8 protein-coding genes and 1 pseudogene are annotated in these 9,680 nt (G+C 68.8%); 4 read left to right on the forward strand and 5 right to left on the reverse strand.

The annotated features are described in order from the left end of the window. Positions 1–66: 66 nt before the first annotated feature. Together AC2VNT_RS01790 and AC2VNT_RS01795 are read left to right on the forward strand one after the other, a co-directional pair. Positions 67–765, forward strand: a complete 699-nt coding sequence (locus AC2VNT_RS01790; RefSeq protein ID WP_486945226.1) for an Mce protein — start codon at positions 67–69, stop codon at positions 763–765. Between the two features lie 4 nt (positions 766–769). Beyond that, positions 770–1,561 (forward strand): hypothetical protein, encoded by a 792-nt coding sequence (locus AC2VNT_RS01795; RefSeq protein WP_486945227.1) that lies wholly within the window; start codon positions 770–772, stop codon positions 1,559–1,561. Positions 1,562–1,637: 76 nt separating this feature from the next. Here AC2VNT_RS01795 and AC2VNT_RS01800 read toward each other — a convergent pair whose 3' ends face one another. Both AC2VNT_RS01800 and AC2VNT_RS01805 read right to left on the reverse strand, forming a co-directional pair. Continuing rightward, positions 1,638–2,258, reverse strand: a complete 621-nt coding sequence (locus tag AC2VNT_RS01800; RefSeq protein ID WP_486945228.1) for a TetR/AcrR family transcriptional regulator — start codon at positions 2,256–2,258, stop codon at positions 1,638–1,640. Continuing rightward, positions 2,258–2,974, reverse strand: a complete 717-nt coding sequence (locus AC2VNT_RS01805) for a TetR/AcrR family transcriptional regulator (RefSeq protein WP_486945229.1) — start codon at positions 2,972–2,974, stop codon at positions 2,258–2,260. Before AC2VNT_RS01805 ends, AC2VNT_RS01800 begins: the two co-directional genes overlap by 1 nt. A 163-nt stretch (positions 2,975–3,137) precedes the next feature. Here AC2VNT_RS01805 and AC2VNT_RS01810 point away from each other — a divergent pair, with 163 nt between their 5' ends. Continuing rightward, positions 3,138–4,562, forward strand: a complete 1,425-nt coding sequence (locus AC2VNT_RS01810; protein WP_486945230.1) for an ABC1 kinase family protein — start codon at positions 3,138–3,140, stop codon at positions 4,560–4,562. On the opposite strand, the pseudogene AC2VNT_RS01815 reads toward AC2VNT_RS01810, so the two are convergent. The 3 genes and pseudogenes from AC2VNT_RS01815 to AC2VNT_RS01825 form a co-directional block, all read right to left on the reverse strand. Beyond that, positions 4,550–4,881, reverse strand: a pseudogene (locus AC2VNT_RS01815) (NAD(P)/FAD-dependent oxidoreductase); the annotation flags it as partial. The gene AC2VNT_RS01810 and the pseudogene AC2VNT_RS01815 overlap by 13 nt on opposite strands. 186 nt (positions 4,882–5,067) lie before the next feature. Further along, entirely contained in the window at positions 5,068–5,325 is a 258-nt protein-coding gene (locus AC2VNT_RS01820) for a hypothetical protein (protein ID WP_486945231.1), read from the reverse strand. A gap of 18 nt (positions 5,326–5,343) precedes the next feature. Next, positions 5,344–6,933 carry a flavin-containing monooxygenase gene (locus tag AC2VNT_RS01825; protein ID WP_486945233.1) on the reverse strand — a complete coding sequence of 530 codons (1,590 nt, stop codon included), beginning with the start codon at positions 6,931–6,933 and terminating at the stop codon, positions 5,344–5,346. A gap of 378 nt (positions 6,934–7,311) precedes the next feature. On the opposite strand from AC2VNT_RS01825, the gene AC2VNT_RS01830 reads away from it, so the two are divergent. Further along, a partial coding sequence (locus AC2VNT_RS01830; RefSeq protein WP_486945232.1) for an AMP-binding protein occupies positions 7,312–9,680 on the forward strand: 2,369 nt, incomplete at its 3' end.

Consider the following 9,680-nt stretch of genomic DNA (forward strand, 5'->3'; position numbering starts at 1 on the left):
GTTGGCTGGCGAGCAAGGTCGACATAACCTAGCGCGGCTGCCATGGCAAGTACAGGGGATATCGCATTGGCTGACACGCCCGAATCGATCGACGAGGAACCGACCGCATCTGCGTCGACCGAGGCGACCGTCGACGACGAGGCGGCGGCGATCGCGGCCGACGAGGCCGACGACGACAAGACCGAGGCCGACGACGGCAATTCCAGCGACGACGAGACCACCGTCAGCCGGCCGCGGTGGTGGGCCCGATTCAAACCGGGGCGCTGGACCGGATCACGCTGGACCGGGTCAACGATCCGGCGCACCGTCGCCGGACTGCTCGTCGCCGTCACCGCCGTCGCGGGCTACGAGGGATGGTTGCTGTTCCAGCAACATCGAAACAATGCCGCCGCAGCGCAAGCGCTCGAAGCGGCGCAGAGATACGCGGTGACACTGACCAGCACCGACCCCGGAACGGTCGACCAGAACATCGCCGACATCATCGACGGCGCAACCGGGGATTTCAAGGACAGGTACACCAAAGCCAGCGCCCGGTTGCGGAAGATGTTGATCGACAACAAGGTGACGACGCACGGCAGAGTGGTCGACTCGGCCGTCAAATCCGCCACCACCAACACGGTCGAGGTACTACTGTTCGTCACGCAATCGGTCAGCAGCTCGGTTGTCTCGGAGCCGCACAGCGACGTGAACGCCGTCGCGATCACCATGGTGAAGATCAACGGCCGATGGCTTGCCGGCAAAGTTGTTCCTGGGGAACAGGATTGAAAAGATGAGGCTGGTGACAAGCTTGACGGCGGGAGCGGTGACCGCCCTGGTGATGACCGCACCAGCGGCGCAGGCGTCGGCCGGGCAGCTCTGCGCCGAGCTTGACGCCACCTGGGACGGGACGAACTGCACGACGCTGGTCACTTCGCCGCGCCAGGCCGAGATGTTCATCTCGCTCGGCCTGCCTCAGCCACTGCTCGACAACCCCACAGCCGGACCACCGTTGCGCGACTACTACCGGCGGCTGATGGGCGGCTGGCGGAAAACCGGTTCGGATACAACGCGAGACAGCAGCGCCTCGAGTGATTACCAGCTCTACTCGGGGCCGGGTGCCGTGCAGACGTTGATCGTCCACGAAAACTACGAACCGTTCGGGATTCAGTCCAACAACGCCTATCGGTCGTTCGTCTTCGACATGGCCAAAGGACGCCGGCTTAGCCTCGCCGATCTGTTCCGACCGGGAGTGGATCCGTTGCAGGTGATACCCCCGGCCGCCGAGCCGCTGCTGCCCGCTGCGCTGGACGCCGCGCTGCCCGCGCACGCGCCCAACACCTACCCGTTCACCGTTCAGGAGTTCCAGCCCGGGCCGGACGGGCCCGGCTACACGGGCAGCTACCGGACCTTCGGGTTGTCGCCGGAACATCTGATTCTGTACCTGCCGGATGCGCCGATGCTGCGCGGGGATCCAAGCCCCCGTGACCGTTTCGTCTGGTCGATGGACGGCGGGACCATCGTCATCCAGGTGCCGCTCTCCGCCCTGTCCGAGTCGCTTCGCCCGGAATACGGCGGCGCCTGACGAGTTGGCGTCAGCCCTCGACCGCCTGCTGTTGAACAACGGTTGCGCGGGCGAACATCGGGACATTCACGCGCTGTCACACCGGAGTTGTCGGCTCGGGCCGTCGACCCAGGCCGGCCCGCATGACCTCTTTGACCTGTGCGATCACGTGGTCGGGGCCGCCGGGCAGCGGCGCCCCGCCCTGGGCGGAGAGCAGCATGACCAGGCTCATGCAGATGAACATCTCGCCCAGCACCTGGGTGTCCAGATCGGGTCGCAGGTAGCCGACCGCTACGCCGTGGTCGATCTGCCGGGCGACCGCGGCGGCGAACGACTCGAAGATCTCGACCACCCGCTGGGTGAGCTGCTCGTCGATCGCGCCGGCGTCGAACACGACCAGCGAGACCAGCTTGTTCTCGTTCACCGACAGCGAGTGCAGCGCCCGCAGCGGGGCGGTCACCCCGTCCAGGAACTCGTCGAGGCTGTCCGCGAGGTGTTCCGGCGGCGACAGCTCCGGAGCCCGCTCGTCCATGCCCAGGTCGATGGTCGCGTCCAGGATCTCGCGCTTGTTCGTGAAGTAGTTGTAGAACGAGCCGTGCCCCAGGCCGGCGGCGGCGACGATGTCGGCCACCGAGCTGTTGCGGTAGCCGCGGTCGGTGAACACCTCGAATGCCGCCCGGGTGAGCTGTGCCCGGCGGTCCGGCTGCGCCCGGGCCATCACGGCTTGATGTCCTCGGTGAAGGGCTCGGTGTCCTCGACGAAGAAGGCGTGCCGGGCGAAATCGAGCATTGCGGCGCGGTAGCGGTGCCGGGTCTCCGGATCGCGCTGACCCAGCACCGCGTGCAGTCCGACCGGCACCAGCAGCTTCGTCGCCAGCCGCCCGCACACCTCCGGGTCGGCGCCGGGCCGCAGGAAACCGGCCGCGCGCGCCTCCTCGAAGAGGCCGATGACCATCTGGGAGACGGTGGTCTCCAGTCCGAGCATGCGCAGCTTGAGTTCCTCGTCGATCGCCCCCGCCTCGACCAGCACCAGCGACACCAGCTCGGGCTGCCGGTCCAGGGTGGCGTCCAGCGCGTCCAGTGCGGCATCGAACCGGTCGAGCAGGTCGGTCAGCCGGGTGGCGGGCTGCACGGTCAGCAGCACCGGTTGCACGGCCCGCAACACCTCCTCGACCGAGTAGTCGAAGACCAGATCCAGTAGCTCGCGTTTGCTGGCGACGTATCGGTAGATGGTGCCCTGGCCGATGCCCGCGTGCCGGGCGATGTCCGACATCGTCGTCGCCGGGTATCCGCGCTCGGCGAAGACCGACACCGCCGAGGAGATGATCTGCGCGCGACGACGCTCTTCCAGGTCGGCGACCGGCGGGCATCCGCGTCGGCGCCGGTGTCCGCCCGGCGCGCGTTCGGCGGCCGTGGCCCGCGGCTGGCTAGCCATCGATACAGCGAAGGCCGCGGTGCGGGCCCATCGGGTATCGCCGCGACGGTCTCGCCGACATGGGCATGCCTTCCGTCGATGGTGGGTCGTTGCTGCTGAGGGCCGCGACGATTTTCGGACTCGCGTGTCAGACTAAATCTAGCACTAGGACGGCGAGGCTTTCATGACCGACTCTGCGGCTCATTCCGGTGATGCCGATCCGTTGGCGACCTCGCGGCTGAGCCGGGGCGCGCGGCTGGGTGGACTGGTCGCCAAGCAGACACTGCGCCGGGTCGCGTTCAAAGCCGGCTCGATCGTGGTCACCGAAAGCCGCCGCGAGCAGATGCTGGATCGGACCAACGAGCGGATCGCCCGGGATTTCGTCGCCGTGCTGGCGAATATGCGCGGGGCGGCGATGAAGATCGGTCAGTTCCTGTCGGTGGTCGACCTCGGCATCGTCGATGCCGGTTCTCGGGAGTACTTCCGGCGTCAGCTCGGCAAACTGCAGGGGTCGATCAACGCGATGCCGTTCGAGACGATGCGACCGGTGCTGGAAACCGAACTCGGCGCCCCGGTCGAGCGGCTGTTCGGCTCGTTCGACACCGATGCGTTCGCCGCCGCGTCCATCGGGCAGGTCTATCGGGCGGTCACCCGCGACGGCCGCGACGTGGCGGTGAAGGTCCAGTACCCCGGGGTGCGGGCCGCGGTCCGCGCCGACCTGAAGAACCTGGCGTTGTTCGTCCGGATGCTGAAGTCCACCGTTCCGACGGTGGCCACCGCCGAGTTCGTCGACGAGGTCACCGGCAAGCTCTCCCGTGAGCTCGACTACCGGCAGGAGTTCGCCAGCCAGGCCCACATCGCCGAGCGGTACCGGGATCATCCGTTCATCCACGTGCCGCGTCCGGTCACGGAGCTCAGTTCGGCGTCGGTGCTGACCACCGAGTACGTACCCGGCATGCGCGCCGACGAGGTGGCGAAACTCCCTGCCGCCCAGCGGGACCGCATCGGTGAGATCATCTACCGCTTCTATCTCGGCTCGCTGTTCCGGGACTGCGAATTCAACGGCGACGCACACCCCGGCAACGTCCTGTACCTGCCCGACGGCCGGGTGGCGTTCCTGGACTTCGGCCTCTACAAGCACATGGACCCCGACGCGGTCGCCTTCGAACGGCAGGTGGCCCGGTTGTGCATCGCCGGTGACGGGGACGGGTTGCGGAGCGTGATGGAGCGGTACGGCGTGCTGCGACCGGGTTCGTCGGTTTCTGCGCAGGATTGCCTGGAGTACACCTTGGACGCCGCCGGCTGGAGCTTCGTGGACGACTACCTGGCGGTGCGGGCGATCGACGTCAGTGCCGCGCTGCTGGGCGTGATCAGCCCGGCCAGCCGATCGTTCCAGACGATGCGCAACGAGCGGCTGCCGCCGGAGCACCTGTTCTCCCGACGGCTGGACTTCCTGGTCTTCGGGACGCTCGGCCAGATCGGCGCCGGCAACAACTGGTATCGGATCGCCGCGGAATGGCTCGACGGCGCCGAACCGGTCACCGAACTCGGCCGCGCCGAGGCGCGGTGGCGGCGGCAGCTCGCCGACCGGCCGGGTCAGGGCTGGTAGACGTAGTCGTCGAGGTCGAAGGTCTTCGACGCGTGGGCCGACTGGTAGGCGGTGGTGGGCCGCAGAAACGAGAAGTCGCCGTTTCGGTCGATGTAGTAGCTGTTGGCGTTCGCGCAGCTGGGTCCGTGCATCAACGTCTCCGAGCCGCGCCGGCTGACGAAGCGATGGAACCGGGTGTTGGGCAATCCCGGCATCGACCCCCTTCGTAGGCGGCGGCGCGTTGCGTCTCGTAGAAGGCCGCGAGGTCGAAGCCGTTGCGGCCCTTGATCGGTCGCTGCCAGTACACCACCGGGCTGTTGGACATCTCGAACCCGGTGGCCGACAGATCCCTGCCGCCGAAGTCTCCCAGCGCGTTCGAAGATGGTGAAGTCTACGTAGCCGGCCCGCTGCAGGTGGATCGCCGCGCCCAGCCCGCCGATGCCGGCGCCGATGCTGGCCACCAGCATGTCCGGCGGCTGTCGCGGCGCGGCCGCGGTCCCGTCCGGCTCTGCGGCCGTGGTGGCTGTCATGTCACGGCCTTGTGGGTGTTGGCGGCGATGCGGGCGTCGTAGACGGCTCGGGCGTCACGGTCGATCGGCCCCATGGTCCGGTCGGCGTTGACGATGCGCCGCGCCGCCAGCCAGAGCCGCTCCGGGGCCAGGTTGGCCAGCGCGCACAGCACGGCAATCCCGGTCGGTGCGCCGGCGAGCGGCGGTCGGCTGCGGATCGTCGAGGCGACGCGCCGCGCCACCACGCTCGGTGGCAGCACACCGATCTTGGCCATCCGTCGGGTAGGTCTTGCTCATCCGCCCACTCCCACCTGGGCCAGGGCGCCCACCTCGGTGGCCACCGCCCTTGCCGGTCGCCAGGTGTAGTCGTCGAACGGGTAGGTCGCCGCGGCCCGCCGCGACTGCAGCGCCGTGGTCGGCCGGATGTAGGGCATGTCGCCCTGTGAGTTCACGTAGTAGGTCCGCAGCCCCTTGTTGCGTATCCGGAAGTAGTACTGGATGTTGCGGCCCTGACGGACGATCTTCACGTGGTAGCGCTGCTGCGCTTCGGCGGTGACCTCGACCACCGCCGACCCGCGTTGACGTGCCTCGACGATCGCGCGCACAGCGTGCTGCGCCGAGGATTCGACCATGAAATGCCAGCCGGTTCCGGTCCACGAGTAGGGTCCGACCAGAACCCACCGATTCGGCAGCCCGTGCACGGCAACGCTCTCGTACGCCTGCAGCTTGTGGCTGGCGTAGAAGTTGCCGAGGTCGAATCCGCCTGTGCCCACCACCATTCCGGTTCTGTAGGTCTCCGGGTCGGAGAACAACTCGTAGCCCACCGCGACCACCAGCGCATCCAGCTCACGGTCGCGGCCGTCGGCGGTGCGGACGCCGCGGGGGGTGATCTCGACGATCGCATCGTCGACCAGTTCGACGTTGTCGCGGTTGAATGCCTGCAGGAAGGTGTTCGACAGGGTGGGCCGCTTGCCCAGCAGGCCGTACCGCGGGGTCAGCGCGCGCCGGGAGCGCCGATCGCGAACCACCATCCGCAGGTAGCCGCGGTAGATGGTGCGCGCACTCGAATCAGTCAGTGCCAACGCCGGTTTGGCGATCGCCGGCGGTGTGTAGACCAGCAGCCGGGTCAGGGCCTCCACCAACAGCAGCGCCATCCCGTGCAACATGGTCTGGGTGACGCCCCGGCCCAGGATCGGCCGCAGCCGTGGGCCGACGACGAAATCCGGTTTCGGCCAGCACCACACCGGGGTGCGCTGGAACACCGACAGGGTTTTCACGTGTGCGGCGATGGCCGGGGTGATCTGCACCGAGCTGGCGCCGGTGCCGATCACCCCGACGCGTTTGCCGTGCAGGTCGTAGTCGTGGTCCCAGCCGGTGGGCCGCAGGATCTTGCCGGTGAAGGTCTCGAACCCGGGAATCCCCGGATCGTCCTTGGGGGTGATGAACGCGCCCACCGCGCTGAGCACGAACCGAGCGGTGACCTGATCGCCGGAGCCGGTCTGCAGACGCCAGAGCTGAGCGTCGTCGTCCCACTCCTCTTTGACGACGCCGGTCCCGAACCGGATGTGCGGGTACAGGCCGTGGTCGCGGGCGACCGCGCAGTGGTACGCCTTGACTTCGGAGCCCTTGGGGAACATCCGGGACCAGTTGGGGTTCTTGGCGAACGAGTACTGGTAGGTAAAGCTGGGCACGTCGACCCCGATGCCCGGGTAGTCGTTGTCGCGCCAGCTTCCGGCCGGTTCGGCCGCCCGCTCCAGGATGACGAAGTCGTCGATCCCGGCGTCGAGCAGCCGGACGCCGGCGGCGATGCCGCCCGGCCCGGCGCCGATGACGGCGACGGTGTATTCCGGCGTTCCCCGCGCTGTGTTCGGTTCGGGCTGCAGCGGGACACCCGGGTGAGCGGGGGTGGAGTCGGTTTGCTGGTTTGGATGCACCGCGATCCTTCCGTCACGCTCCGGGCCTTCGCGCGTATCGACCTGGAAAATTATCGGACTGACTTGTCACTCTGTCAAGTGATCGCAGGTGCCGGCGCGTGGCGTCGGCCACAGGCGGGAGCGGCGGTCGGCCCCTGATCTCCTGCTCGTGTCCGGATCACCGTCTCGGATGCGGCGGCTTGATTTGCCTGGCCGGGGGCCGATCGCCGAAGATCACAGGTAGCGGCCACGTTCTTAATGTAGCCTTAATCAACATTGGCGCGTTGCGGACGACTGCGCGCCCGATCTAAAACCAACCGCATTTAGTGGTACAGGAGACGTCTGAGCATGAGCACGCAGCAGCCGCCCGGCGGGTCGGCCCCGGGTGCCCCGATGCGCAATCCGGCGCCGGTCGGTCCGGAGCAGGCGGTACACATGCCCTCGACGCTGATCGACCTGGTGCAGATGCGGGCCGAGCGCCGCGGCGACCGGCTCGCGTTCAGCTTCTCCCGCGACGGCGAGGAGAACGAGAACGTCCGGGTGACCTATCGGGAGCTGGACACCCGGGCCCGACAGATCGCCGTCTACCTGCAGCAGCAGGGCGCCGTCGGCGAGTGCGTGCTGGTCTTCTGCCAGCCCGGCATCGAGTTCATCGTCAGCTACTTCGGCTGCCTGTACGCCGGGGCGATCGCGGTGCCGGTGCACCCGCCGATGCGCGACCACCTGGTCCCCCGGGTGGAGTCGATCCTGGCCGACATGCGGCCCGGCTTCGCCGTCACCACCACCGACGTCTACGAGAAGATCAAGGCCGCGGTGGACGGTGTGGCCGGCGGCGACTCGCTGCGCTGGTGCGTGATGGACGCGGTCGCCGGCGACGCCGCGCGCTGGGCGCCGCCGGAGATCGATCCGAGCACCGTCGCGATGGTGCAGTACACCTCGGGCTCGACCAGCGCACCCAAGGGTGTGGTGCTCTCGCACGGCAACCTGGTGCACAACCTGGAGACCATCCGCCAGGCCTGGGGCTCGGAGTTCGACAACGACGGCTACGGCGTGTTCTGGCTGCCGCCGTTCCACGACATGGGCCTGATCGGCGGCCTGCTGGAGACGCTGTACGTCGGCGGGTCCTCGGTGCTGATGCCGCCGACGGCATTCATCAAGGGCCCGATGCGCTGGTTGCAGGCGATGTCCAAGCATCGCGCGATGATCACCGCCGCCCCCAACTTCGCCTACGACCTCTGCGCCGAGCTGTCCACCCCGGAGCAGCGCGAAGCGCTGGACCTGTCCAAGTGGCGGGCGGCACTCTGCGGCGCCGAGCCGGTGCGCACCGCGACGCTGGACGGCTTCGCCGAGGCGTTCGCGCCGTCCGGCTTCCGGCCGGAGGCCTACCTCCCGGTCTACGGGCTCGCCGAAGGGACGCTGCTGGTCACCGGCGGCTCGGACTCGCCGGCACCGATCGTTCGGCACCTGGATCGGGCCGCGCTGCGCGGGGACCGCGTCGTCGAGGCCGGGCCGGACGATCCGCACGCCGCGGTGATGATCGGCTGCGGCAAGCCGCAGGGCGGCCAGCGGGTGGCCATCGTCGACCCGGAGACGCGGCTGCTCTGCCAGCCCGACGAGGTCGGCGAGATCTGGGTCTGCGGGCCGAGCGTGGCCCAGGCCTACTGGGAGAGCCCGGAGCACTCCGAGGAGACGTTCGCTGCCCGGTTGGCCGACAGCGGCGAGGGTCCGTTCCTGCGCACCGGCGACCTGGGCTTCCTGCGCGACGGTGAGCTGTTCGTCACCGGCCGGCGCAAGGACCTGATCATCATCCGCGGCGCCAACTACTACCCCAACGACATCGAGCTGACCGTGCAGGACTGCCACCCGGACCTGCTGCGCGGCCGGGGAGCGGTCTTCTCGGTGGAGTCGGAGACCCGCAAGGCCGAGCAGCTGGTGATCGCCCAGGAGGTGAACCACCTCCAGGTCAGCGCCGAGCAGATGACCGAGATCATCGGCAAGATCCGGGCCGCGGTCACCGAGCGGTACGGGATCCGGCCGCACGCCGTGCTGCTGGTCGAGGGGCTGCAGCTGCCCACCACGTCCAGCGGCAAGATTCAGCGCTCGGCGTGCAAGCAGAAATACCTCGACGACGAGCTGCCGGTGGTCAGCCGGTGGCCGGCCGAACCGGCGAAGCCCGCCGAGCCCGCCGAACCGGCCAAGCCGGCCGAACCGGCGAAGCCCGCCGAGCCCGCCAGGCCGGCCGACGCCGCCAAACCGGCCAAGCCCGGCAAACCCGCCAAGCCGGCCAGACCCGCCAAGCCGGCCAAGCCCGGCCAGCCGGAAGGGCCCGATGCGGCCGAGATCAGCGACTGGCTGGTCGCCCGGCTGGCGAAGGAGCTCGAGCTGCCGGTCGCCGAGATCGACCCGTCCCAGCCGTTCGCGTTCTACGGCCTGGACTCGATTCACGCCGTTCGACTCACCACCGCGCTGGAGAAATGGCTGCACCGCGAGCTGGAGCCGACGCTGGCCTACGAATACCCCACGATCGACGTGCTGGCCCGGCATCTGGCCGGCGACGAAACCGCCCAGCCGGCCAGCCGCGCCGCGGCCGAGCCCGCCGAGGGACAGGCCGCCGTCGCCGACGACCCGATCGCGATCGTCGGCATCGGCTGCCGGTTCCCCGGAGCCGACGGTCCGGCGGCCTTCTGGCAGCTGCTGACCAGCGGCACCGACGCCTC

It is taken from the genome of Mycobacterium sp. TH-M15, from assembly GCF_057473705.1.

What these genes read in the sequence shown, in the direction of transcription:
- AC2VNT_RS01795 (WP_486945227.1), top strand. Translation starts at nt 770, where the DNA reads ATGAGGCTGGTGACAAGCTTGACGGCGGGAGCGGTGACCGCCCTGGTG.
- AC2VNT_RS01800 (WP_486945228.1), bottom strand. Translation starts at nt 2,258, where the DNA reads ATGGCCCGGGCGCAGCCGGACCGCCGGGCACAGCTCACCCGGGCGGCA.
- AC2VNT_RS01805 (WP_486945229.1), bottom strand. Translation starts at nt 2,974, where the DNA reads ATGGCTAGCCAGCCGCGGGCCACGGCCGCCGAACGCGCGCCGGGCGGA.
- AC2VNT_RS01810 (WP_486945230.1), top strand. Translation starts at nt 3,138, where the DNA reads ATGACCGACTCTGCGGCTCATTCCGGTGATGCCGATCCGTTGGCGACC.
- AC2VNT_RS01820 (WP_486945231.1), bottom strand. Translation starts at nt 5,325, where the DNA reads ATGGCCAAGATCGGTGTGCTGCCACCGAGCGTGGTGGCGCGGCGCGTC.